This window comes from Flintibacter sp. HCN-6482 (assembly GCF_037892565.1).
In the GTDB taxonomy this organism is placed as follows: domain Bacteria; phylum Bacillota; class Clostridia; order Oscillospirales; family Oscillospiraceae; genus Lawsonibacter; species Lawsonibacter aceti.
On record NZ_JBBKBK010000001.1, the window covers coordinates 19,152 to 43,945 of the forward strand.

At 53.5% G+C, this 24,794-nt stretch carries 20 protein-coding genes, 2 tRNA genes and 1 riboswitch; of the genes, 6 read left to right on the forward strand and 16 right to left on the reverse strand.

The genetic code is table 11. The features are described 5' to 3' along the window. Positions 1-17: 17 nt before the first annotated feature. Together WKS99_RS00095 and WKS99_RS00100 are read right to left on the reverse strand one after the other, a co-directional pair. A complete protein-coding gene (locus tag WKS99_RS00095; RefSeq protein WP_262669816.1) occupies positions 18-773 on the reverse strand; it encodes an MBL fold metallo-hydrolase in 756 nt (251 codons plus the stop codon). Further along, positions 770-1,555 carry an MBL fold metallo-hydrolase gene (locus tag WKS99_RS00100; protein WP_262669817.1) on the reverse strand — a complete coding sequence of 262 codons (786 nt, stop codon included), beginning with the start codon at positions 1,553-1,555 and terminating at the stop codon, positions 770-772. Before WKS99_RS00100 ends, WKS99_RS00095 begins: the two co-directional genes overlap by 4 nt. 435 nt (positions 1,556-1,990) lie before the next feature. On the opposite strand from WKS99_RS00100, the gene WKS99_RS00105 reads away from it, so the two are divergent. Further along, positions 1,991-2,902, forward strand: a complete 912-nt coding sequence (locus WKS99_RS00105; RefSeq protein ID WP_262669818.1) for a LysR family transcriptional regulator — start codon at positions 1,991-1,993, stop codon at positions 2,900-2,902. A gap of 1,270 nt (positions 2,903-4,172) precedes the next feature. Here WKS99_RS00105 and WKS99_RS00110 read toward each other — a convergent pair. From WKS99_RS00110 to WKS99_RS00120, 3 genes are all read right to left on the reverse strand, one after another. Further along, positions 4,173-6,149: a TRAP transporter permease gene (locus WKS99_RS00110; protein WP_340405429.1), complete on the reverse strand. Its 1,977-nt coding sequence runs from the start codon at positions 6,147-6,149 to the stop codon at positions 4,173-4,175. Between the two features lies 1 nt (position 6,150). Continuing rightward, complete coding sequence (locus WKS99_RS00115) at positions 6,151-6,651, reverse strand: DUF1850 domain-containing protein (RefSeq protein WP_240287186.1); 501 nt, start codon at positions 6,649-6,651, stop codon at positions 6,151-6,153. A gap of 75 nt (positions 6,652-6,726) precedes the next feature. After that, positions 6,727-7,785 carry a TAXI family TRAP transporter solute-binding subunit gene (locus WKS99_RS00120; RefSeq protein WP_186852121.1) on the reverse strand — a complete coding sequence of 353 codons (1,059 nt, stop codon included), beginning with the start codon at positions 7,783-7,785 and terminating at the stop codon, positions 6,727-6,729. Positions 7,786-8,117: 332 nt separating this feature from the next. Here WKS99_RS00120 and WKS99_RS00125 point away from each other — a divergent pair, with 332 nt between their 5' ends. Continuing rightward, on the forward strand, positions 8,118-9,842 hold the full coding sequence (locus WKS99_RS00125) for a LytS/YhcK type 5TM receptor domain-containing protein (RefSeq protein WP_340405130.1): 1,725 nt from the start codon (positions 8,118-8,120) through the stop codon (positions 9,840-9,842). Further along, positions 9,827-10,549 (forward strand): LytR/AlgR family response regulator transcription factor, encoded by a 723-nt coding sequence (locus WKS99_RS00130; RefSeq protein WP_186852119.1) that lies wholly within the window; start codon positions 9,827-9,829, stop codon positions 10,547-10,549. Before WKS99_RS00125 ends, WKS99_RS00130 begins: the two co-directional genes overlap by 16 nt. Positions 10,550-11,638: 1,089 nt before the next feature. Here the strand turns inward: WKS99_RS00130 and WKS99_RS00135 are convergent. From WKS99_RS00135 to WKS99_RS00165, 7 genes are all read right to left on the reverse strand, one after another. Next, a complete protein-coding gene (locus tag WKS99_RS00135) occupies positions 11,639-11,830 on the reverse strand; it encodes a hypothetical protein (protein WP_240287182.1) in 192 nt (63 codons plus the stop codon). A gap of 971 nt (positions 11,831-12,801) precedes the next feature. Then, positions 12,802-12,893: transfer RNA gene (locus WKS99_RS00140), tRNA-Ser, on the reverse strand. Between the two features lie 49 nt (positions 12,894-12,942). Beyond that, positions 12,943-13,029: transfer RNA gene (locus WKS99_RS00145), tRNA-Ser, on the reverse strand. A 129-nt stretch (positions 13,030-13,158) separates the two neighbouring features. Continuing rightward, on the reverse strand, positions 13,159-14,046 hold the full coding sequence (locus tag WKS99_RS00150; RefSeq protein WP_340405131.1) for a B12-binding domain-containing radical SAM protein: 888 nt from the start codon (positions 14,044-14,046) through the stop codon (positions 13,159-13,161). A gap of 6 nt (positions 14,047-14,052) precedes the next feature. Then, positions 14,053-15,117, reverse strand: coding sequence for a histidinol-phosphate transaminase (hisC, locus tag WKS99_RS00155; RefSeq protein ID WP_240287397.1), 1,065 nt, complete (start codon positions 15,115-15,117; stop codon positions 14,053-14,055). 42 nt (positions 15,118-15,159) lie between these two features. Next, positions 15,160-15,357 carry a DUF951 domain-containing protein gene (locus tag WKS99_RS00160; RefSeq protein WP_147572196.1) on the reverse strand — a complete coding sequence of 66 codons (198 nt, stop codon included), beginning with the start codon at positions 15,355-15,357 and terminating at the stop codon, positions 15,160-15,162. 139 nt (positions 15,358-15,496) lie between these two features. Beyond that, positions 15,497-16,690 (reverse strand): acetate/propionate family kinase, encoded by a 1,194-nt coding sequence (locus tag WKS99_RS00165; RefSeq protein ID WP_186852114.1) that lies wholly within the window; start codon positions 16,688-16,690, stop codon positions 15,497-15,499. 173 nt (positions 16,691-16,863) lie between these two features. On the opposite strand from WKS99_RS00165, the gene WKS99_RS00170 reads away from it, so the two are divergent. Together WKS99_RS00170 and WKS99_RS00175 are read left to right on the forward strand one after the other, a co-directional pair. Further along, on the forward strand, positions 16,864-18,078 hold the full coding sequence (locus WKS99_RS00170; RefSeq protein WP_240287395.1) for a tRNA(Met) cytidine acetate ligase: 1,215 nt from the start codon (positions 16,864-16,866) through the stop codon (positions 18,076-18,078). Between the two features lie 31 nt (positions 18,079-18,109). Then, positions 18,110-19,204: a DUF3810 domain-containing protein gene (locus tag WKS99_RS00175; protein ID WP_186852112.1), complete on the forward strand. Its 1,095-nt coding sequence runs from the start codon at positions 18,110-18,112 to the stop codon at positions 19,202-19,204. A 49-nt stretch (positions 19,205-19,253) separates the two neighbouring features. Here WKS99_RS00175 and WKS99_RS00180 read toward each other — a convergent pair whose 3' ends face one another. The 4 genes from WKS99_RS00180 to nth all read right to left on the reverse strand — a co-directional run bounded on the left by WKS99_RS00180 (position 19,254) and on the right by nth (position 23,001). Then, positions 19,254-20,027 carry a TSUP family transporter gene (locus WKS99_RS00180; protein WP_240287392.1) on the reverse strand — a complete coding sequence of 258 codons (774 nt, stop codon included), beginning with the start codon at positions 20,025-20,027 and terminating at the stop codon, positions 19,254-19,256. A gap of 27 nt (positions 20,028-20,054) precedes the next feature. Then, positions 20,055-21,326, reverse strand: a complete 1,272-nt coding sequence (locus tag WKS99_RS00185) for a replication-associated recombination protein A (RefSeq protein ID WP_147572192.1) — start codon at positions 21,324-21,326, stop codon at positions 20,055-20,057. A gap of 29 nt (positions 21,327-21,355) precedes the next feature. Then, positions 21,356-22,267 carry a PhzF family isomerase gene (locus WKS99_RS00190; protein ID WP_147572191.1) on the reverse strand — a complete coding sequence of 304 codons (912 nt, stop codon included), beginning with the start codon at positions 22,265-22,267 and terminating at the stop codon, positions 21,356-21,358. Between the two features lie 77 nt (positions 22,268-22,344). After that, positions 22,345-23,001, reverse strand: coding sequence for an endonuclease III (gene nth, locus WKS99_RS00195; protein ID WP_240287388.1), 657 nt, complete (start codon positions 22,999-23,001; stop codon positions 22,345-22,347). A 205-nt stretch (positions 23,002-23,206) separates the two neighbouring features. Here nth and glyA point away from each other — a divergent pair, with 205 nt between their 5' ends. After that, positions 23,207-24,457 (forward strand): serine hydroxymethyltransferase, encoded by a 1,251-nt coding sequence (gene glyA, locus WKS99_RS00200; RefSeq protein WP_340405132.1) that lies wholly within the window; start codon positions 23,207-23,209, stop codon positions 24,455-24,457. 110 nt (positions 24,458-24,567) lie between these two features. Beyond that, a riboswitch (FMN riboswitch) is annotated at positions 24,568-24,694 on the forward strand. Positions 24,695-24,794: the final 100 nt, after the last annotated feature.

Genomic DNA, 24,794 nt, shown 5'->3' on the forward strand with positions numbered 1-24,794 from the left:
ACTTTCCGCCGATGATACTATTCATCTAGAATCTGATAGGGAATATATCGAAAAGGACTGTTCATCTTCCCCTTTAACTGTACATTAGGAGAAAAAGCCCGCATCATTTCTTTAAACTCTTCAGGTGCGGTACTACCGGGGGGATAATGTCCCGGAATTACCACGTCAACTCCTAGCCAACTAGCTGCCATAGCTGCCTCCCGAGGAGAGAGGACACAACCAAACCGGGGTTTCCATCGATCAATGCTCAGACAGGCAATATCCGGATGATATAATTCTCGCAGCAGTTTCATGTCACCGTAGAGGCTTGTGTCGCCTCCATGGTAATAAGTTACTCCGTTATCAAACTGGATGATGAAGCCAAGGGGCGGTGCAAAACTACGAATACCATTTCCAAATTCTGTTTTAGATATATGCTGGGCCAACACAGCGCGAATAGACACACCATCAAATTCCTTGCTGTCCCCATAAATCGTAGAATAAAGACGACTACTATCGACCATGTTTCTGCATTCCTGTTTTGCACGGTAAATAACATCATTTGCAGCTACTAAAGATGCCTTCCCGTTTATCAGTAACTCAGTGGTATCTCCATAATGGTCATTTGCGTTGTGCGTCACCGCAATCAGATCCACATCATAGAAATCATAAGCATGACGGACTCGGTGTGGATTTTTGGTGAAATAAGGATCTACTAGAATTTTAAAGCCTGCTTCGTTTTCCAGTAGTACAGTCATGCCGCCAAAGAACGTTACTTTTATTCCATTTATCATATATTTTCCGCTCCCTCTAATTCCTCTACCGTGCTTGGGTGGAAAAGGTAAGATTTTCCGATGCCGGGAAATACTTGGGCCCGAGGGTATATGTACTTAATATTTTGGAGAAATTCGTCTAGGTCGTCAGTGTCGGGCATGTAATGGGTTGGAATAATATAATCGGCACCAATCCAGGAACATGCTATCGCTGCTTCTCTTGCCGACATCTCACGAGATGCATGCGGCTTGATGTTTGATACGCCAATAGCCATAATGTTAGGATGATACAATTCATGCAGCAAGTTCAGGCCTTCGTGTAGTGCCGTATCACCAGGATGAAAATAAGTCACGCCGGGTTCTACTTCAATAACGAAGCTAGCCGGTAAACCATAAACTGGTACATCGTTGACTTTTCCGCGGGAGAGGTGAATTGCTTGGGCGCAATGTGTTTTTGTTACACCAAAGCAACGAGTATCTCCATAGGCGCTGGCATATACCCGACCATTTTCTGGATCATCTTTAGGAGAGGTCAGGGGAACTTGGCATTCTTTTTTGACAAAGTAGGCTACATCACTGGGAGCAACAAGTTTGGCATTACTGTGTTCCATGATTTCCACCACGTCTCCATAATGATCACCTGCATGATGAGTGACCAAAATTAGATCTACATCGTAAAAATCCTCGGGTGTTTTGTTCGTATCCTTGTTTTTGCGGAGATATGGATCTACCAATATCTTGTATCCGTCGCTGCGCTGGATCAGCATACACATACCACCTACATAGGTGAATTTCGTTGACATTATTGCCTGACCTCCTTTATATATAATAAGCTTCAAAAGTAGAGCATTATCTGTAGGCTTAGTAAATACGGCACAATAAGGTTAGATAAAGCCTTGCTGATTTCAGTGGAATCTAATAGTAAAACTTTGGTCGTATTAGCAATGGTGTGTTTTGACCATTTTTACCAGCCTGATATGTTGATTAGGCTTGTTTCTTGTGTTAACTATATCAATAATTTAATACAAATACAAATACCAAATTTTTAAGATTTTAATAAAAATACATTATATATAGAGTAGGTAGCAAAAGTTAAAATGCCCTGTAGAAAAATTTAAACTTAGTAGTTTTGACTATTTTAATTTTTTAAAATAGATAATTTTGATTTTATATTGCAAATTATCCTATTCTAATTTATTATAAATTGTAGATATATTTGTTGGGTCAGGAGAAAGGGTATGAACGTTGAATATTATCGCAATTTTATTGCTATCATCGACGAAGGAAGTATGTCTGCAGCAGCGCAAAAACTCCACATTGCTCAGCCAGCTCTTAGCAATCAATTAAAAGTATTAGAAAAAGAATTCAATGCGGTCCTAATGGAGAGAAATGGACGTCGACTCCATCCCACAGAAGCTGGACTTATTTTGTATGATCGAGCGAAAAGCATATGTGATCATGAGGATAATGCCCAAAAGCAAATACAGGCATGTACCAGAGGGACACAAGGAATTTTGCGTCTGGGTTTGACCCACATTTTACCGGATCCTACGCTTTCTCTAATTTTGGGGGATTTTAGCCGGGCATATCCGGGAATTCGTTTTGAACTTTATGAAGCGAGCACAAAAGTCCTAATTGAAATGCTTGATGAGAATAGAATTGATGTTGGCATCTTGAGTAGTGCTTCCCTTCATACAGAGCTGAATTTAAAGTTGTCTCAAACTATCACTGCCCGAACTATGGTTGCATATCCCCGGGACAGTGACTGGTTATCTGGCGATATTGATGTGATTCCGATTAGTTTGCTACAAAATGTTCCAATTGCCTACCCTCGTGGTATTGAAAGCCGCCTGTTACAAGCTTGTCGAAAAGCGGGTTTTTGCCCTAATGTTTTTGCCGTTAGTTCTACCCGCAATGGGGCAATGCTATGGGCTCAGGTTGGTCGCGCTGTTTCTGTTTTTATCAGCACTGCTGCCGAGCACTTTGAGTCCGATAGCCTGTGTTGTCGACCAGTTAATGGTTATGATTTGAAAGTGCAGCGCGTGTTTGCATGTATGAATGACCGTAAGATTTCTCCGACAGCTGAAACTTTCTTAAATTTTGTCTCACAACGTTTGCAGGAACAGTCACTTACAACGTCACCAGCTTGATCTTCTGTAATTTTCTGTCCTGGAGAGAGGGATTTGGATGATAGAATCAACCTTTGTGGAAGCTTATATAAACAAGACTCTCAGAAACGGCGTGAGCGGTACCGGGCATTAGAGGCACTAGCAATCTTCCTGTCGATAAAGCCCGCTAGCATAGAGAATAGACCACCAGTCACAAATGCAACAGGTGTATAGATTGAAAGCATTTTCCATTGGTGGTAACAGGAGTACAACGAACACAACAACAAAGACTTTAAACACGGTGTTGTAGTGTTGTTTCAGATACTCGTTTGCTCCCTGCCGGATCGATGCTGCGATTTTTCCATTTTTCGGTTCCCTCAGAATAGCTCAAGCTCATTACCTTTTTTATTTTCTTGCGGCCAACGATATAATAGAAGCTGTCCTTATCGAAAGAGGCCATATCCCCAGTATGCGCCTAACCGTCTACCAGAGTATTCTTTGTCTCGGTCACGTTGCCCAATAACTGCAGACGATTTGGGGCCTGCCCTAAATAAGCTCTCCAGGGATATCGGGCTCAGTAATCTCGTTGCCGTCGTCATCGATCAACTTGGGATTGGCAGATAGAAAAGCTTGCCCACAGAGGCATACTTCGCCTCGTAACATCCTAGGAAACTAACTGAGGCGGAGTGGACAGGTTATTGCGACCGGCCTCAGCCATTCTATAGTCTAGAACAAACTTGACACCCTTGTTCCAGAACTCCTGCATGATGTTCAGCGGAGTAGGTGCAACTCTGGCTATAATCCACTTCAGGCTAGACAGATCCGTTTCAATCACCTCGATAGCTTGCTTGGGGCGTAGGCACGAGAGAGGTAGATGGTAAAATTAGAATTGAAACAACGAGGTATAGATATTTCCCTTTACCCTGATAGCTTGATTGAATATTCGCCTAATGCTGGCTCTGATTTCTTAAAGTTTTTAAGCCAAGCGGAGGCATTGTGCAGAGTCCGCATAGAAGCTGGATTCATCTTCGTTACGCCATAAGTATATCAAAACTGAACAGCAGTTATATCAAGGAAAGCCGGAAGTATTGATTGACGCCTCTGGGATTCTCCCACTGACGCCAGTCAATGCTTCCGGCTTCTTTTTTACAGTTTTAGACCGATTTTAACTTATAGAAGAACCAAAGGCCCCGCCCAAAGGAGTGCGGGGCCTTTACTTTCAGCAAATCCCAGTACCTGGTTTTTTTCCTGTAATAGCGGGCCGATCTGGCAGGAATCTCTGCCGGGTGACCTGTTTCAGAGAATATTGCTGCTATGCCGCGGTAGGTTTTCTGTTCCGGTTAGCAACCACAAATTTCTGGAACAAAATGATGACGAACAAACCACCTATTCCGATCAGATCAGTAATTGCGCCACTATCTATGAGCATCATAGCCGCACCAAAGGAAATGACCCTCAACACCGGATTCAGCCGGCCAAAGAGATAACCTTCTACCGCCGCGCCGATCAGCACCACGCCGATACAGGAGGTTATGACCACACGAGTACCACTGATAAAATCTATGTCCATCAGCAGGAGCTGCTGACTATAAACGAACATATAAGGGACAATGAATCCGGCCAGGGCTAGTTTTACCGATTGCCAGCCTGTCTTCATAGGATTGCCGCCCGACAATCCAGCCGCGGCAAAGGCCGCCAGAGCAACGGGGGGAGTCAGGTTGGCGAACATGGCGAAGTAGAAACAGAACATGTGGGCCGCGATAGCGGGGATCCCCAGCTCCACCAGAGCAGGAGCCGCGATGGTGGCCGTAATCAAGTAGGAGGGGATGGAAGGCAGGCCCATACCCAAGATCATACAGGTAACCATGGTAAACAGCAGGGTCAGGAACAGGTTTTGGTGACCAATGCTGATAATGGTGTTGGCCACGTTCAGGGCAAAACCGGTCAGGCCACAGATTCCCACGATGATACCCACGCAGGCGCAGGCGATAGCCACAGAAACAGTGGATTTAGCGCCCGCTACAAAGGCGTCACAGATATCCTTGACGCTCATACGGCTGATGGGCCGAAGTTGAGCCACTACAATGGTGACCACGATAGTCCAGAAGGCGCTGAAAATCACCGTCTTGCCGCTCCAGATCAACATGTAAAGCAGGAAGGCGATGGGGATGAGCAGGTGGCCGCGCTCCTTCATTACCTGTCCTACCCGAGGCAGTTGGTCCTTGGGCAGGCCCAGCAGGTTATCCTTGGTGGCCCGCATCTGTACCTGGATGATAATACCCAGATAATAGATCAGGGCCGGGATCACAGCCGCCTTGATGATCTCTCCATACTGGACGCCCAAGGTCTCCGCCATAACAAAGGCAGCGGCTCCCATGATAGGGGGCAGAAGCTGGCCGCCCACAGAGGCGGTGGCCTCCACAGAGCCGGCAAACTCTTTGCTATAGCCGGTCTTTTTCATCAGAGGGATAGTAAAGGTGCCGGTAGTCACCACATTGGCCACAGCAGAGCCGTTGATGGAGCCCAGGAAACCAGAGGCCAACACGGCCACCTTGGCGGGGCCGCCCTTTGTGTGACCAGCCAAAGCGTTGGCTATGTCATTAAAGAACTGGCCCATGCCGCACTTGTTCATGACTTCGCCAAAGATGATGAACAGCACAATATAGGTGGCGGACACCTGGATGGAGGTGCCATAAATTCCATAGATATCGGTAGTCAGGTAAGTGACGATCCGGTGCCAGGTGTAACCGCGGTGCATGAATACGCCGGGGAAAGAGCGACCGAAGATGGCATAGATTAGGAAAATCCCGCTCAAGATCGTCAGTGCCGGACCACTGATGCGGCGAGAACACTCCATGACCAGGAAGATCATGATGGTGCCCATCACTACGTCGATCATCTCTCCCTGGAAACCAGTGGAGATAAAAGTGGGATAGCGCAGAAACACATAGATGGGCATGGCCGCAGAGAAGATCAGGAACACCCAATCATACCAGACGATCTTTCTGCGGGTCGATTTTTTAAATGCGGGATACAGAGCAAAGCCCAGCACCAGGATAAGCCCCACATGGATGGCGTGGTGCTTAATGCTGACCATCTGGAGCGCCCGGATTCCAGAGGCATAGGCCAGGTGGTAGATAGTGAAGGCCAGGCAGATAAAATAAATCAGCTTTACCAGCCAGCCTGCGTCAAATTTGCGGGTACGAGACTCCTTCTCGTACTTCTCCATAATCTCTGCGCCCTTGGCCTCATCAATGGGCGACGCTTCGATCACAGGATTCTTTTCCATGTCAGCCAATGGAGAGGTACCCCCTTTTCATAATCATATCACCCCGGATTCGGCTGGCGTCCGGCAGTGTCCGAAAGTCAAAAATCTCCTCGCCATTGAGCTGCAGCCCCTTCATATAAGAAGCCGATGTGATCCACCTAAACTGCTCAAAACGGCTGTTGATCTCCTCCATCCAGACTAACCCATCCTCGATGTGGGTGGGCACGTCCATTTCTGCCGGAATTCCCGCGCCGTATCCCGCCACTGCGATGGCATCCAGGTTGAATGCGCCGTCGTCGGTCACGGTGTAATATTCGTACCAGGGAATGTGCTCAAAAGAATGTTCAATCTCCAGCCGGAGCTGGTCGCCGGGGCCAGCCGGGACTTCCAGTACGACCCGTTCGTTCTCCCTGTCATAGAGCTGGAAAACCATATGTGGGCTAAGAAATGCCCACCACAGAGCCGCGCACACCACCGCAGCTAAAACTGCCAGCGGCAGAAAAAAGTGAGCCTTGTGTCTCATTCGAATGCGTCCTCAAAAAAGGCCGGAGGACAGACTATGGTATTTGTCCTCCGGCACGAGGGTTTACATCAACAGTTACAGGTAGCCGTTGTCCTTCCAGAACTCCTCGGCGCCAGGGTGCAGGGGGAGCTGGATGTCGTCGACACCGAAGGTGATGTCAATGTTCTCGTTGGCGGTGTTGTGGGAATTTTTAATGGTATCAATGTTAGCAAAAATACCCTCCAGCATGTCGTACACCATCTCATTGCTCAGATCATCCCGGACCAACATGATGTTGTACACAAAGATGCCCTCGATATCCTCAGTGTTGTTATAGGTATTGGCGGGGATGACAGACTTGGCATAGTAGGGATACTCCTCCACCAACTTGTCGCGGCCCTCGCCGTCCAGAGGGACCACCACCATGTCATACTGAACACCCAGGTCCATAACCGTGGCGTTGGGCAAACCGGAGGTGACGAACACGGCGTCACACTGGCCGTTCTTCATGTTCTCGATAGCCTCGCCGTAGGCCAGGTAGTCTGGGGTAATGTCATCGTAAGTAATGCCATAGGCGTTAAGGATCATACGAGCGTTGATCTCCACGCCGGAGTTGGCGGCACCTACGCCCACGCGCTTGCCCACCAGGTCCTGGATGGAGGTGATGCCGGTGTCGGCGGTGGTAACCAGCTGAACATAGTTAGGCCACAAGCGCATCAGGGCACGCAGGTTCTCGGCTGGCTCGATGCCGTCATAGGCCTCGGTGCCGGTGTAGGCTTGCATGACAGCGTCCTGCATGGCGATGGCGATCTCTAGATCACCGTTGAGCATATTCTGGATGTTCTGTCCAGTGGCGTTGGTGGACTCAGCGCTGGTCTTATAGCCCCAGTCCGCCAAGGCGGTGGCAAAGGCACCGCCAATGGGGAAATAGATACCGGAGGTTGGGCCGGTGCCCACAGTGATAAACTCACCGGCGCGCTCATCCGCGGTCAGCCCCTTCTCACTGTCACCCCCAGCGGAGCCATCCGGAATAGAGGCAGAGCTTCCTCCGCCGTTAGAGCCTCCCCCGTTGGAGGTATTCTCCGTTCCGTTGGAGCAGGCGACTAGGGACAGTGCCATGGAAAGCGCAAGAGCCAAAGCCAGGATCTTCTTCATCTTTCAATTCTCTCCTTTTCTTCAAAGTAGTTCTTTTATTTCAGCGGCCATCCGTGGAAATAAAAGCGGAGCTCACAATACGCACAATTTTTCCGCTTTCTATGGCGCATTTTATGTGCAAAAAACATCTTCGTCAACGAATTTTCGGCCTAAGGTCATTTTACCTGTGAGAACGGTTGGAAACCGTGTGAGAACGGTTCCTCCACTTTCTTGAAAATCCAGCCCGTTCATGTTAAACTTATGATTGTTAAGAATCTGTTAATTGCCACAGCTATATCCGGTCCGGCCACGGCTCCTCGCCCATTTGACTTGCCAGGAACGAGGTGAACTGTATGAAGAACAGCTTGCTGATCTATCTCCTGCTTAACATCAGTCTGCTCTACATCGTCGCCGCCATTCTGACGGAGGTCCGCCCTCTGCGCATCATACTGAAGCGCAGGGTCCGTTCCGTTCCCAATCAGCTATGCCTGGGACTGATCTTCGGCCTGCTGTCCATCAGCGGGACCTATACAGGAATGAATTTCCAGGGGGCGGTAGTCAACACGCGGGTGGTGAGCACTGTGGCTGCTGGTCTTGTGGGCGGCCCCCTTTCCGGACTGTGCGCGGGCGCTCTCAGCGGCCTGCACCGCTATCTTTTTGATCCGAGCGGCTTCACCTCTCTGGCCTGTGGGGTGGGTACCTTTGGCTTTGGTATCATCGGCGCTCTGTGCTACCGCCGATTCAGCCGGTGTTCCAGGCGGAACCTCGCCCTTGTCGCCATTACTCTTGTATCCGAACTGGTACAATGTGTCTTGATTCTGATTTTGGCTAAACCCTTTGAGGCCGCTATCGCCCTGGAGAAGGTAATCCTTCTGCCCAAGATGGTGGTGAATTCTCTGGGGCTTGTCATCTTCATGACTTTGCTCAACCGACTCAACCGCAGTTTGACCATTGAACTGGTAGAGCAGCAGTACCTCGCCCTGTACATCGCTCAGAAATGCCTCCCCTATCTCCGAGAGGGTCTTGGGGATAGGCACTCCCTCCAACAGGCGACGGATACTGTCCGAGCCACCTTGCCTGATTTTCAGGTGATCATCACAGACCGGGAGCAGGTACTGGCCTCCAGTGGTATTGCCCTTCAGGGTCACCCCCTGCCCGAACCTGCCCGCCAGGCCCTAGAGCGGAGAGAACTGGTGGTAATGCAGGATTTTCCCGGCGAGGTAGACGTACCAGTTCACCAGGAAGACAATGCCGCCATTGCCGCCCCTCTTATGTGGGATGACGAGGCAGTGGGTGTTTTGATCCTGGTGGTCCCTATGGGACCCAATCTAATTCTGGATGCAGACATCCGCACGGCGGACGGTTTGGCCCAGCTTTTTTCTTCCCAACTGGAGCTGGGAGAATTCCACCACCAGATCGAGCTGCGGCGGCAGGCAGAGTTCCGGGCCCTTCAGTCCCAGATCAATCCTCACTTCCTATATAACGCACTAAACACTATCTCCGCCCTGTGCCTCACCGACTCCGAACGGGCACGAGAGACCATTCTGATTTTGGCCAGCTATTTGCGCCAAACTCTATCTATCAACGAGCCCTTTGTTACCTTAGTCCAGGAGATGTCCAATGTGGATAACTATCTGGCCCTTGTAGATGCCCGCTTTGAGGGAGCTATCCATGTGACCCGCGAGCTACCTGACGACCTGACCCGGCTCCACCTCCCTCCGCTGATTCTCCAGCCGATTGTTGAGAATGCAGTACGCCACGGAAGCACCTCTGTAGATGAGCGACACGTCTGTATCTGCATTCGCCAGGATCAGGAGCGGGCCTATATCCAAGTCTCTGACCGGGGCCACGGATTTCCGCCCCAGGTTCTAGAGATGCTTCAGGACCCGGAAGATCCAAGCTACTCCGGCCTGTTCAATGTACGGAAGCGGCTTCGCAGCATCTACGGAGAACAGTGCAAATTTACCATCGACAGCTCCCAAGCCGGCTCTACTGTGTTTTTCTCTATTCCCCTGACTCCGCCTTCCCAGTCCTATTCTGATGTGAAAAGGAGTGAGGTCCAGTGCGTATCGCAGTAATCGATGACGAGAAATATTCCCGCCTTGAGTTGATCCACCAGATTCGTCAACATCTGCCACAAGCCGAAATATTTGAGGCATCCAGTGGTGCCCAGGGAATCCAGTTGCTGGAGAAGGATACCTTTGATATTCTTTTTATAGACATCCATCTGGGTGACCTGGAGGGAACTACGGTGGCCTCCCTCGCTCGCCGTCTCATGCCATTGGCGAAGATCATCTTCGCCACTGCGTACTCTGAGTACGCGGTCACTGCCTTTGAACTTCGGGTAGACGACTATATTCTCAAACCCTTTGATCCCCAGCGGATCCGTCAGGCGCTGGACCAGTGTGTGGCAGAGCTTCAGTCTTCTCCCCACAAGACCCCTGGGCCGCTCCGTCTTGCCGTCAGCTGTAACCGTCATACCATTCTGCTTGATGTCAATGACGTGACCTATATTGAGACTGACGGGGCCGGCCGTGGTTGTGTCCTCCATACTCTGTCCGGCGAATCTTACAGCGACAACTCTCCTATGTCTGAGTATGAAAGCCGCCTGGATGGGCAGGGTTTTTACCGCATCCACAAGACTTGCCTAGTCCACCTGAAATATATCCAGGATATTTTTCCCTGGAATAACAGCAGCTTTGCCCTCCGGGTCCGCGGCTCCTCCGATTCCCTCCCCATCGGCCGGGATCGGGTAAAGGAGCTGCGCCGGCGACTTCATATTTAAATTTTTGTACTCCAGATATCTTCTCTTACCCTGACAGCTTGATCGAGTATTCGACTGATACTAGTTGTGAATTTTTAATATTTTAGTCAGATCTGCGCCAAAGTAAGGAGCAAATCAAGTCTTTGTTTGGGACTACTTGGTTTATTGAGCCAGAAATTACAGTTCGTGGTCATTTTCAGTAGGAATATTATAGAGTCGTTTGAGGCCATAAGTATCCTTGTCCGCCTTATATTTTCTCCTTAGAGTGGGTCCTTCTGGTGGATTCACCATGAATCTACCCTCGTCTACGGTCAAGACGCAAGAGCACCTTGGCGGGGCCCTTGCTTTTTATTCATCATTGGAGTTTGTATAGGTTAGAACTGAAGCTCCCATTCTCCCGCTTGACCGTGGACTGAGAGAGCCAACTCAGCGGCTATGATTCGGATCCCCGGCCAGCACTGTCTCTCGTTGTCTCATAGCGGCGGTTACCTTCTGTAATGGACCCGCCGTGCCGCAGGCAGTCGGCTCTCATGGCTCTCAGATCCTTCAGCGGCCCATCCCCTCGCAAGCTGTCACAAACCGCTACAGGATATCTTTGAATTCTGGCATGTTGAACCGGTCGTCATTGTGAGGCCACCAGGTATATCAGAACTCCTTCCCGCCGTGGCCGTAGTCAAGTCTTATATGGCCGACTGTACTGAGGGCTTTGTCCTTTTCAGGCTCCAGCTCGGAATAGAACAGTCCCGCCTCATCCGGTAAGGCAGGGCGTAAATTCTTGATTATCTTGGGGGTATGCCAAATCATGTTCCTCGCAGAACTGTTCCCAGAACTGTTCCAAGGTTATTTTCTCTCCAAGCAGGCGGAATACGCCGTTGATTCGGCGTAAGACCGTTTTCTCCCGTTTCAGTGGGTGTAGGGAGAGTATTGTGCCGTCATGATGTATGGGGGCTGCTCCGATGTTAATTCTCATAGGATCTTCTTCTTTCTGAGCTGCGCCTCATATATTGTGCCGTTTTCACCATGCTGGTGGGCAAACCACTCAGTAACCTCACGGTTCATCGTCCATGACAATTCCCTGGCATTTTGGGCGTTGAGTGGGATCACAGTGTGTTAGGCCGTCATCACATCGTCCAGACGCCGGAACAGATCGTACTCCCCCTCATTCATCAGCCTGTGTGGGTCAATAGAACGAAACATATCCAACAGATTTCTTTTGCTGAGATTCGGGTCATTGTTTGGGGACTCCGTACCGATCCACGCATACGAGAGAAACAGGGTGATATCCTGCTCACACAGATGCATAGCCGCCAATTTCAAGTAACCGAACCGGTACGGCGGTGAACATCAGAAGAAGACCTACAGCAGTTTCTGTCGCGTTGATCTGCTGTCTCATATTTTCTGCCAGAAATGGAGTACGCTGGGATCATCCAGCAGATTTCCAGCCGACAGGCTGCCGTCCTCATCGTGGATACCTACCAAGGCATGTCCATAAAAGCATGTTTGACAACCAGCGGTGACATTTTTGTGGGTCGGATGTCAAACCAAAACAGTGTGTGGGCCAGCGACTTTAAGGCGGCAAGGCGTGCCTGAGCGCCGTGTTGAATCTGTTACGGAAGGAATATTGTTGCGTTTTCCCTGAGCCGTCGTAATAATACTCCTCTGTTTCTGAATACTTTCGAGCAGGCTCTTCAGAAATATCCGCACACAAAGCCGCTGCTTCACAACGGCCTGGGTGTCCAATACACCAGCCGCCCCTTCCAAAAAGTTATGAAACGGGCTAGCATATACCAGAGTATGTCCCGCGTTTGACGCTGTCTTGATAACACCCCGATGGAGGGGTTCTGGGGTATCCTGAAAACGGGATTGTAACGCCTCTATCATTTTGAGGACTATGATACCTTTCGGGAGGCAATCTGTGCATGCATTAACTTCTATAACAACCATTGACATCAGAAAAAGCTTGGCTGTATGACGTCGGCGGAATTTATCGAAACTTCCACTAAATAAAAAACAGAGGATCCTACTGGCTATAGAATCCTCTGCTTAATTTTTTATCTTTTGCTTTGTCTGCTTGACAAGGAGCAGTTCATCGCCTTTTTGATTTGAAAAAGGGCGTTTATTTCTGCCTTTGGTTCCAAAAAGTGCAAGTCCATTCGATTTCAGGAATCCTCGTCTGGCATCTTTTTTACCTTCAGAAATTTTACAAATAAAAAGCCGCAACACCTTGGAACAGTGAGCTTACAGCCCACTATATCCAAATTGTTGCGGCTTTTTGGCGCAGAAGGGGGGATTCGAACCCCCGCACGGTTTTACCCGCCTACTCCCTTAGCAGGGGAGCCCCTTATAGCCACTTGGGTACTTCTGCATGGCTGTAAGCTACGAGTTCACTATTTACTTTGGCTAGAGATGAAAAGTGGCGGAGAGAGTGGGATTCGAACCCACGGCTCTTTCGAGTCACCGGTTTTCAAGACCGGCTCCTTAAACCACTCGGACATCTCTCCTCATCTTTTCAAACAAATCAGAGGCGAGGATTATCATACCATACCCCCACCCACTTGTCAAGAGCTAAAATGAATAGGTTGCCCATCGCTCCCCGGACGGGCCACGGGTGAGCGTCCGGGGAGTTCTTTTCAGATACCTCTGTCCAATGTCTTGCGCAGACGTATTTTTCCCTCCAGAGCCTGGTCGATCATGGAGAGGAACTTTTCCCTATCCTCCGGCAATCCGCCTTTTAGGGGCAGATAGTTAGAGGCATGATTGCTGGTAAAATGAAGCGGGTCCACATCCAGATTCTCGATCAGCAGACGGCACTCCTCCAGTACATGGTCGGCAGAGCACACCTCAAAGCGGCCAGCCAGCAAATCCTCCCCCAGCGGAGTCCCCTTGGCCGGGGCAAAGGTCATGGCGGACAAGTGCCTTGGCTTCATGGCGTTTATCATCTTGGCGGTAGACAGAATGTGCTCCCGCCAGTCGCCCCCCTCTCCCCTGGCCCCAGTCATGCCCAGGATGATGGTGACCCATAGATCGATGCCCGCCTCCACCAGCCGCTGTCCTGCCAGCAGCATCTGGTCGGCAGTAACTCCCTTCCGGATGAAACGCAGTACCGTGTCGCTGCCGCTCTCCACTCCGAGATAGGCTCTGGAAAGACCCGCCTCATGGAGCGTCCTCAGCTCCTCCGGCGATTTGGAAAGCGTACTACGGGGGCCGGCATAGACCGTGACCTTTTCCAGATGAGGAAAGGTGTCGTACAGCTTTTTCAGGATGCGGAGCATTTCCTCCGTTTTGATGATGATGGCGTCGCCGTCCATCAGAAAGACCCGCTGGAGTCCAGGACCGTAGTAGTCCCGAGCCATATCGATATCCTCCAGGATCTCCTCTGTCGGGCGGATTCGGAACTGTTTGGATTTATACATTCCGCAGAAGGTACACTGGTTGTTGGAGCAGCCAATGGTACATTGGAGCAGATAGCTCCTCCACTCTCCCGGCGGACGGTACAGAAGGTCACTGTCGTAACGCATAAGTCTCTATCCTTTCAAAATATCCTGGCAGGCCCGGCACATCGCCTCCATCTCCTGGTCAGTGCCGATGGACACGCGGAGATAGTCCCGGATGCGGGGTTTGTCAAACCAACGGACCAGGACCCCGCGGTCCCGCAGGCCCTGCTGAAGCTCTTTTCCGCCAACAGCGGGATGCGTAATAAAAATAAAGTTGGCGTTGGAATCATGGACGAAAAAGCCCAGTTCCCGCAGGCGGGCCGTGGTACGCTCCCGGGTGGTTATCACTTTACGCCGGCTCTCCTCAAAGTATTCCACATCCCGAATCGCCGCCTCCCCAGCCGCCAGGGCCAGCCGGTCCAGAGGGTAGGAGTTAAAGGAGTTTTTCACACAGCGCACAGCGGCCATCACCTCAGGACTTCCCAAGGCATAGCCGACACGCATACCGGCCAGGGACCGGGACTTGGACAGCGTGTGGACTGTAACCAGATTGGGGTAGCGGTTCAACAGCTCCACAGCAGAACGGGCACCAAAGTCGGCATATGCCTCGTCCACCATCACCACCCTGTTCGGGTCCGCCTCTAAGATGCGGCAGATCTCCTCCAGCGGAAGGGTACGGCCGGTGGGGGCATTGGGATTACACACCACCGCGCCTCCACTGCCGCGCAGGAACTTCTCCACTGGGAAAGAAAAGTCCTCATTGAGCGGTATCTCCTCAAAATCCAGTTGGAAAAGGTGAGCGTAGACCGGGTAAAAGCTGTATGTGATATCAGGGAAGATCACCCTTCTGCCCGGGGAGAAGAAGGCGTAAAAGCACAGGCCCAGCACCTCGTCAGAGCCGTTGCCGCAGAACACCTGTTCCGGAGTGAGGCCGTGGTACTCCGCGATGGTCTGCCGCAGTTGGGATGCCTCCGGGTCCGGATAGAGCCGCAATGTCTCATCAGCAGCAGAGCGGATTGCCTCCAACACTTTAGGGGAAGGCGGGTAGGGATTCTCATTGGTATTTAACTTAATAAATACCCGGTCCTTCGGCTGCTCCCCAGGGATGTAGGGTTCCAAGTCTTGAATACGGCCGCTCCAAAATCTCTTATCCATAGTGTGACCCGCCTTCCGTCCGTCTATTACTGGATGGGAGACTCACGCCCCCACCTCGCTGCCGTCCCGATATACCTTGCGGATATTTTTTTCCGCCTTGCTCCTGGGGAGCATGACCTCATGCCCGCAGCCCTGGCAGCGCAGCTTGAAATCCATCCCCACCCGCAGGACCAGCCACTCCTGACTGCCACAGGGATGGGGCTTCTTCATTTTCAGGATGTCATTGACATGGATATCCATTCCTGTCCCGTCCTTTTTTAAAGTGGTTCTATTATAGTATAGAGCTTTTGAAATTGTCAACGGGCGGCTGTTCTCTCCACAAAATAGAATAGGCCGCCGGAATTCCGGCGGCCTGTATGACACGATTTGTTCAGCCGTTTTACTTCGCCAGCTCGGCAGTATCGAGAGCGATCATCAGCTCCTCGTTAGTAGGGATAACCAGGGTGCGCACGGTGGCGTCCTGGGCAGAGATGTCGATCTCCTCGCCCCGCTTGCCGTTCTTCTCGTCATCAATCTTGATTCCCATGAACTCAAGGCCGCTAACGATGGCCTTGCGGTCGCCGGCGCCGTTCTCGCCTACACCGGCGGTAAAGATCACGGCGTCCACGCCTCCCATAACAGCGGCATAGGAGCCGATGAGCTTCTTCACGCTGTAATGGAACACATCCAGAGCCAGAGCGGCCCGCTGATTGCCCTCAGACTTTGCCTTCTCCAAATCACGGAAGTCAGAGGATACGCCGGAGATGCCCTGGACGCCGGACTTCTTGTTGAGGATGTTCAGCATCTCCTTGATATCATAGCCGTACTTGTTCATCAGGTACTCCATAATACCGGCGTCGATGTCGCCGGCACGGGTGCCCATGGGCAGACCAGCCAGGGGGGTAAAGCCCATGGAGGTATCCACGCTCTTTCCGCCGTCAATGGCGGTAACAGAGGAGCCGTTACCCAGGTGGCAGGAGATGAGCTTCAGCTCCTCAATGGGCTTGCCCAGCATGGCCGCCGCCCGCTGGGACACATACTTATGGCTGGTACCATGGAAGCCGTAGCGACGGACCTTGTCCTGTTCATAATACTCATAGGGCAGGGCGTAGGTGTAGGCCACGGAGGGCATGGTCTGATGGAACGCGGTGTCAAACACAGCCACCATGGGGGTTCCAGGCATGAGGGCCTGACAGGCCTTGATGCCGATGATATTGGCGGGATTGTGCAGAGGAGCCAGGGGGTTGCACTCCTCGATGGCGGCCATGACCTCGTCCGTGATGAGCACGCTCTTGGCAAACTTCTCGCCGCCATGGACCACCCGGTGACCCACAGCATCAATCTCCTTCATGGAGCCAATGACGCCATTGGCGGGGTCCACCAGGGCGTTCAGCACAGTCTGGATGGCCTCGGAGTGGGTGGGCATGGCCACGTCGGCCTCCTTGACGGCCTGCTTACCCTCGGGCTTATAAGTAAATTTACCGTCAATTCCGATGCGCTCACACAGTCCCTTGGCCAGCACCTGCTGGGTTTCAGGGTTGAGCAGCTGGTATTTCAGGGAAGAGCTGCCAGCGTTGATGACCAAAATGTTCATTGAGATCGATCTCCTTCACAAATCAAATTTCACAAGCTTGTGGTTGCCTTGAGCCGGGGGATGCACTATAATAGTTTCATCCTCTGTCCATGGTCCCTATTCTACCGCTTTTCCCCGGCCAGGACAACCGTTTTTTCGAAAAACAGGAAATTTTCTTTGTCAGGAGGCCTTCCATGCGGGTCATCGGCATCGTGGCGGAATACAATCCCTTCCACACCGGCCACCAATATCAGATCTCTGAGAGCCGGCGGGCCGTGGGTGGCGAGGCCGGGGTCGTGGCTGTCATGAGCGGAAACTGGGTCCAGCAGGCAGGCTGTGCCATTACTGATAAGTGGAACCGGGCCCGGCTGGCCCTGATGGGCGGCGTCGATTTGGTGCTGGAACTGCCCACGGTGTGGGCAGTCTCCTCGGCGGAGTCCTTCGCTCAGGGGGCTGTGGACCTGTTGGAGGCCACTGGAGTGGTGGATGTGCTCTCCTTCGGCAGCGAGTGCGGAGATGTGGACCGGCTCCAACGGGTGGCCGTGTGTCTCAACAGTCCGGTATACGAGACGGGAGTACGCCGTTTCGTGGACGAGGGGATGCCATTCGCCTCCTCCCGGCAGGAAACGGTGCGGAGCATCCTTGGGCCCGATAGTTCAGAGCTTCTGTCTGCTCCCAACAACAATTTGGGTGTGGAGTATCTCCGGGAGCTGGACAGGCTGAAAAGCAGTATTCTCCCTATGACCGTCAGACGGGAGGGGGCTCCCCACGGCGTACTGTTAAAGGTGGCGGAGCGCCCCCGTTTTCTCTCTGCTACCCAGCTTCGGGCCTTTTTGGAACAGGAAAGCTGGGAAGCCGCACAGCTCTATCTCCCCCAAGGAGGACTGGAGGTACTAAAGGAGGGCTGGCATGGTCCTCCCTCCTTGAAGCGGGTAGAGCGGGGTCTGCTGGCCAACCTACGCGCTATGACAGCGGAAAACTGGGCCAAGCTTCCTGACAGCGGGGCAGCGGAGGGAGCCTCCGTCCGGCTGGAGCGGGCTGGCCGAAACTGCCGCTCCCTAGAGGAGTTTTTCCATCTGGCCAAGCCCAGACATTGGACTGCGTCCCGGACGCGGCGTCTGCTGACGTGGGCCTACCTGGGGTTGACGGAGGCAGACCGCCCAGACAATCCGCCTTATCTTCGTGTGCTGGGCCTTAACGCCAGGGGGCAAGCCATTCTGAAGAAGATGAAGTCCCAGGCATCTCTGCCCATCCTCACAAAGCCGGCCCACGCCAAGGCACTGGATGAGGTGGGCCGCTCCCTTTTCGCACAGGAGGCCAGATGCACCGACCTGTATGACCTGTGCCTGGAGTCCGTTCCCGTTCCCGGGCGGGAATGGACCTCGGGACCTGTCGTTGTTGGAAATTGACCTGCCCCTTTTCTGCCCCATGGAGGCCGCTATGGAAACAAAGGTAAAACGAAAGATACACTGGGGATTGGCCGCCGCTCTGTTCCTCCCAATCCTGCTCATTGGGCTGTTTTATCTTCTCAGCCCTCTGCCCAGAGTGATGGATTGGTGGGTCTTTGGCGTAATGGCTCCTGTGGAGCAGTTTTTGGGCCGAATGTGGTCCATCTTTCCCTTCTCTGTGGCCGAGGTCCTGGTCGTCCTGGTCTTGACAGGCAGCGTGGCCTGGCTGGTCCGGGCTATCGTTTTAGCTGTTCGGCGCAGGGAGCTCTCCCCTCTCTTACGGCGGCTGCTGGCGCTGGCCGCCGTGTGGCTTTGGGTCCTAGCGGCCCTTTTCTGGTTTTGGAACGCCGCCTATCAGGCCTCCAGCTTCACCCGGCGCAGTGGGCTGGAGGTCGCTCCCTACTCAGTCGAGGCGCTGGCCGCCGTCACGGAGTATTTTGCCCAAAACGCCGCCCGGCTTTCCAGCCAGGTGGACCGGGACTCAGAGGGCCGCTTCGCTGTGCCCCGTGATTACTATTTTCACAAAGGAACACAGGTCTATGAAGGGCTTATCCAGGAATTTCCCTGTCTGGATATCCCGCCGGTCAGGGCAAAACCCCTTCTCTTTTCCAGGCTCCAGAGTATTCTGGGCTTTACTGGCGTCTACTTCCCCTTCACCGGAGAAGCCAATGTGAATGTGGACTGTCCCGCCTGCCTGATTCCGGAAACCATCGCCCATGAGATGGCCCACCAGCGGATGGTAGCCTCTGAGCTGGAGGCCAACTTTGTGGGCATCGCCGCCTGTGTCACCTGCGGCGACACCGTCTTTCAATACTCCGGCTATCTCGCCGGACTGATCCAGCTGTGTAACGCCCTGTACCCCGTAGCTCCAGACCTGTGGGACGAGATTGCCGGCCGGTGGTTTACTCTGGAGCTGGCCACAGACTGGAATGAGAACAACGCCTATTGGGCCGCCCTGGAGTCCCCTATCGAGGATGCGGCCGGACAGGCCTACGACGCCTTTTTGAAGGGCAACGGCCAGGAGCTGGGGATGCGCTCCTACGGAGCCTGTGTCGATTTGCTGGTCAGCTATTTCGGAAGAAAATGAAAGAGGGAGGGCGGCCTACAAGGCTGCCCTCCCTCACAAATACGCCGGACTACACTGCCAAATCATAGATCAGCCGCCCCAGCAGCAGGGCAAGCACCACAAAAAACATAGGGCGGATAATCTTAGCGCCCCCCTTGAAGGCCAGACTGGAGCCCACATAGTTGCCCGCCACACTGCACAGGGCGGCAGGGATCCCTACCAGCCACACGACCTTACCCGCCAGGGCATAGGTCACCAGCGCCGCGATGTTACTGGAAAAGTTGATCGCTTTGCTGTTTCCTGACGCGGTAAGCAGGTCAAACTTGGAAAGGGCGGTGTAGCCCAGTATCATAAAGGTGCCAGAACCCGGACCAAAAAAGCCATCATACCCTCCAATGACCAGGCCGATGGAAAGAGATATAGCCATAAGCTGGGCCCGACTCAGCTCACTGGACCGGTCCTCCCTTCCAAGGTCCCGCCTGACAAGGAGAAAAACCGCCACAACAGGTACAATGGCCAGCATGATATAATACAGGATCTGTTCTGGAACCATCATATTCAGCCGCGCTCCGATCCAGGAGCCTCCCAGGGCGGCCGCCGCCCCCACCAGGACGCTTGGGAGATGAACGTCCCCCTGACGGAAAAAACGGATGGTGGACAGCAGACTCCCACAGGAACTGCTGCATTTATTGGTAGCGGTGGCCCCGTGAGGAGACAGCCCAGCCAGCAGATAGGCTGGGATCGTGATGAGTCCCCCGCCCCCCACGATAGCGTCTACAATGCCTCCCAGAAAGATCAGCGGACAGACGATGACCAACGCTCTGAAAACTTCTAACTCCTCCATGCTTCCCTCTTCCCACCCCAGGCGGGGTCACTCCCTTTTTCTTTTTATCTCATCCCAGTACCGCTTGGCGGCCTGTTCTGTTTTATTCTCCCCATAGACGTAATAGCGCACATCCTTCAGCTCGTCGGGCAGATACTGCTGGTCCACCCACCGGCCTGGGAAGCTGTGGGGATAGAGATAGCCCTGCTCCCGCTCCAGACCGGAGGAATCGGCGTGGACATTCTGGAGATGCCGCGGGATGTCCCCTACCCTGCCCCGGCGCACATCGGCCATAGCGGCCTCAATGGCCATGCAGGAGGTGTTGGACTTTGGGGCAGTGGCCAAAAGGACTACCGCCTGGGCCAGAGGCAGCTTGGCCTCCGGCAGCCCAAGCTGAAGGGCATTGTCCACACATGCCTTGACGATGGGCACCGCCAGAGGATAAGCCATGCCCACATCCTCGCTGGCGGAGCACAGGATGCGGCGGATGGCGGTAATCATATCCCCCGCTTCCAGCAGCCGGGCCAGATAGTGGAGCGCCGCGTCCGGGTCAGAGCCCCTCATGGACTTCATGAGGGCTGACGCGATATCAAAATGGGCATCTCCCTCCCGGTCGTAGCGCATCGCCGACTTCTGGGCCACCGTTTTGGCATCCTCCAAGCTGACAAGGAGTTTCCCTTGCTCACGCCTCGCGGCGCTGAGTAAAAGCTCAATGGCGTTCATGGCCTTTCGGATGTCGCCGCCACAGGCCCAGGCGATGTGCTCCTTTACCCCGTCCTCGCATACTACCTGGGCGCCCAACCGCTCCTCCATGATGGAGATACCCCGCTCCACAGCGGGGAGGGCATCCTCCGCCGTGATCTGCTTAAACTCGAAAACCGTAGCCCGGGACAGCACCGCCCCAAAGACGGCGAAGAATGGGTTTTCTGTGGTGGAGGCGATAAGGGTGATGCGACCGTCCTCCATAAACTCCAGCAGGGACTGCTGCTGCTTCTTATTGAAGTACTGGATCTCGTCCAGATAGAGCAGCACACCCTCCGGCGCCATCAAAGTACCGATATCTCCGATGATGTCCTTGATGTCAGAGATGGAGGCCGTGGTGGCGTTGAGCCGGTGCAGGGGCCGGTTGGTCCGCTGGGCGATGATGTTCGCCACCGTAGTCTTGCCTGTGCCTGAGGGGCCGTAAAAAATCAGGTTGGGGATATTGCCCCCCTCAATGATCCGGCGCAGCAGGCCGTTTTCTCCCAATATATGCCTCTGCCCCACCACCTGATCCAGGCTCTGGGGGCGTATCTCATCCGCTAACGGGCGGTATGCCATCGTTTCTCATCTCCTCACGGGGTTCTCTGTCATTCCTCGTCCAGCGTTATCTCCGCCTGGAACGCCACCACTGCGTCGCCGATAATGCGGATTTCGCCGGGACGTCCCTCCTCCAGCTCCACACAGACCTCCATAGCACCTGGCCGGCCCATGGCCTCCCCCTGGACAGAGGTGAAGCGCACCTCGTCTCCATCTGTGGGGATCAGTCCAAATTGGACCAGATAGGCACCCATGGGGCCGTTAGCAATCCCCGTCACCGGGTCCTCGGCCACACCGTTCGCAGGACCGAACATTCGTCCATGGACCAGAGGCTCCTCCCCAGGATGGAGGGTAAAGACCAGATACCCGTTGCAGCCAATCTCACCACTCAACTCCTTGAGAGCCTCTAAGTCCGGTTTTAAGCTGTGAAGCTTATCCAGGTCGTTGAGGACCACCATCAGCTTGGGAGAGCCTACGGAGGCGGAAGCCATGGGGCATCCGGGCCGGAGGTCGTCCCATGTCACGCCTAGGGCGTCCAGCACGCGGGCCTGGTACTCCTGGGGCAACGGCTCTCCTACGACGGCCTTGCCCTGGGTCATGACCACCCGGTAATCACCGTTTTCCTTGCACACATCCACAGGAAAAAGGCCAGCTCCGCACTTCTGGACTACCCGGGCGCTGTCCAGACCCAGTTCCATGGCCCGGATATAGTGGGAGGCGATGGTGGCATGACCACAGACAGGTACCTCTCGGGTGGGGGTGAAAAACCGGACATGGACATCATACTCCCCCTCTTTTCCCGGGAAAAGAAAGGCCGTCTCCGAGTTATTCAGCTCCCGGGCGATGCGCTGCATCTGTCCCTCTGTCAGCCCTCGCGCGTCCGGCACCACACCGGCGGGGTTCCCCGCCAGTTTCTCCCGTGTAAACGCGTCCACCTGATAAATGGTATAATTTTTCTTCATGGTTGCTCCGCCTTTCTGCGCATATGCGCTGCTGCCCGCCAGATAGATGACATCCTGGCGAAAGGACGCTCCGGCCCTTATGCTCCTTTTCCCTGCTGCTTACTAAAAAAATCACACCAGGGCCGCAGGGTACACTGCTGGCACTGGGGCCGCCGGGCGATACAGACGGCCCGTCCATGGAGGACCAGCCGGTGGCAGAAGTCATTGGACTCCTCTGGAGGCAGGATCTTCCTCAGCTGCATCTCCACCTTGGTTGGGTCCTTGGAGCCGTCGGTCAACCCAAGCAGACCGGAGATACGGATGCAGTGGGTGTCCGCCACCACCACGCCGGGGGTGTGGTACACGTCTCCCAGGATCAGGTTGGCTGTCTTTCTGCCCACACCAGGCAGCTTCAGCAGGTCCTCCATAGTATTGGGCACCTTGCCGCCGTATTCCCGCAGAAGCATTTGGGAGGCTAGTACGATGTCCTTGGCCTTTGCCCGGAAAAAGCCCGTGGAATGTATGTACTGCTCCACTTCGGCAATCTCAGCATTGGCCAGCGACTCCAGAGTAGGAAAGCGGGCATACAGTGCCGGAGTCACTTTATTGACACGCTCGTCAGTACACTGGGCGGCCAGTCGAACGGAAAATAGAAGTTCGTAGTCCTTCCGGTAGTCCAGTGAACAGATTCCGTCCGGATATAGGGCTTTCAGCTCCTCTATAATGGCGGCCACATCGGCCTTTTTCTTTTTCATATCTGTTTCTCTCCATTCAGCTTTCTCCACACGAGGGAGAAGTTCTGTCATTTTGATATCATACCATACTTACCGGAAAATTTCGACGGCTTTTTTTCATTCCTCCATTGTTTTTTCTCCGCTTACTGATATAATATATATTATTCTGGGGGAATATCTCTTTTCCTCAGAGCAAACTGCTTATTGATATCAGGAGGAGCTATACATGGTCAAGGAGTCTATGGATTTTCTCATCGCGCAGGACCCTGAAGTGGGTCAGGCCATCCGGGCGGAGTATGACCGCCAGCAGCAGAACATCGAGCTGATCGCCTCGGAGAACATCGTCAGCGCCGCTGTTCTGGCGGCGGCCGGCACTGTTCTTACCAACAAGTATGCCGAAGGCTATCCCGGCAAACGGTATTACGGCGGCTGTCAGTGCGTGGACGTGGTGGAAAATATCGCCATCGAGCGGGCCAAGGAGCTGTTCGGCGCCAAGTTTGCCAATGTTCAGCCTCACTCCGGCGCCCAGGCCAATTATGCTGTCTACCAGGCCCTGTGCCAGCTGGGCGACACGGTCATGGGTATGAGCCTGGATAACGGCGGACACCTGACTCACGGCTCTCCTGTCAACTTCTCCGGCAAGAACTATCATATGGTGGCCTATGGCGTGGACAGCAAGGGATATATCGACTATGACCAGGTCCGGGACCTAGCTAAAAAACACCAGCCCAAGATGATCCTGGCTGGTGCCTCCGCCTATCCCCGCACCATCGACTTCAAGACCTTTGCGGATATCGCCCACGAGGTAGGGGCCTATCTTTTTGTGGATATGGCCCACATTGCCGGACTGGTCGCCGCCGGGCTCCATCCGTCCCCCATCCCCTATGCGGACGTGGTGTCCACTACCACCCACAAAACTCTCCGCGGCCCCCGTGGCGGTATGCTGCTGACCAACGACCCGGACATCGCCAAAAAGCTGAACTCCGCTATCTTCCCCGGCTCCCAGGGCGGCCCGCTGGAGCACATTATCGCCGCCAAGGCCGTGGCGCTTGGCGAAGCTCTGAAGCCCGAGTTCAAGGAATACCAGGGTCAGATCATCAAAAACGCCCAAGTTCTGTCCAAGACTATCATGGCCGGCGGCCTGGATCTGGTGTCTGGCGGCACGGACAACCACCTGATGCTGGTGGACCTACGCCCCGCCCATCTGACCGGCAAGGAGATGGAGCACCGGCTGGACGAGATCTGTGTCACGGTCAATAAGAACGCCATTCCCAACGATCCAGAAAAGCCCTTTGTCACCTCCGGCATCCGAGTGGGTACTCCCGCCGTTACCGCCCGCGGTTTTAAAGAGGAGCAGATGGAGATCGTGGGCAAACTGATCTGTGCCGCCGCCCAGGGAGACTTTACCGCCAAGGTGGATCGTTTGAAGGAGGAGGCCCTGGCCCTCACCGCCCGTTTCCCCCTGTATCAGGACTGACTTCTTTCCTTAAATCATAGTCACCGGCAGTGCCGGTGGCTATGATTTTTGAAATTTTCTCTTGCATTTTTTCTTCCCCTGGCATATAATACTCCATGGACAACTGAATCCAATGTCTTCAGGGCGGGGTGAAACTCCCCACTGGCGGTAAAGTCCGCGACCGAATGTGGTAGCACATTCGCTGACCCGGTGGAACTCCGGGACCAACGGTCATAGTCCGGATGGAAGAAGATGTGTGTTGAACAATGACACGTGTGTTTTCGCGCGTGTTCGCGCACCTCCTTGATTGTTTTAACACCTGGAAGGCATTTTGGCTTTTCAGGGGTACCAAAACAAT